Origin of the sequence: Comamonas sp. B-9 (genome assembly GCF_000410635.1) — a bacterium.
Taxonomy (GTDB): Bacteria; Pseudomonadota; Gammaproteobacteria; order Burkholderiales; family Burkholderiaceae_C; genus Comamonas.
Map to the genome: position 1 here is coordinate 691 of NZ_KE148543.1, position 532 is coordinate 1,222.

General features: G+C 71.4%; 1 protein-coding gene. It reads right to left on the reverse strand.

Annotation, left to right across the window (positions count from 1 at the left end; genetic code table 11):
* A partial coding sequence (locus tag H928_RS26840) for a TolC family protein (RefSeq protein WP_021026148.1) occupies positions 1-532 on the reverse strand: 532 nt, incomplete at both ends.

Sequence of the window (532 nt, forward strand, 5' to 3'; positions counted from 1 at the left end):
AGGCGCTGGTCCTGCAGCTGCTGCTCGGCCTGGTCCACCTTGCGCAGCGCCTGCAGCTGGTTGCCGGCGTTGCGGTCAAGCAGCGGCAAGGGGATGCTGACGCCAACAAACACCTGGTTGCGGCCCACATCCTGCGCGCGCTTGACGCCCAGGCTCACGGTAGGGTCCTGCACGCGTTTGGCGCGCTCCAGCGCCGATGTGGCCTGGCTTTGCGCCAGCGCGCGCTGCGCCAGCACCATGGCGGGCGCCTCATCGAGGCGCTGGTCCAGCTGCTCGGCAGTCGGGGCCGCCGTGGTGGTCAAAAAGTCGCCGCTCGCCAGCCCCAGCTCCGTACCGCGCCCGCCCCAGAGCGCGGCCAGGTTGTGCTGCGCCACGCCGGTCAATGAGCGCGCCTGCTCCAGCTCCATCGCCGCATTGGCCTGCGCCACTTGGGCGCGGCTGGCCTCCAGCGGCGGAGCCTTGCCGGCCTGCACCCGCTTGTTGGCGGCATCCAGCGCCTGGGTCGCCAGCGCATGGGTCTGGGTCGCAAAGT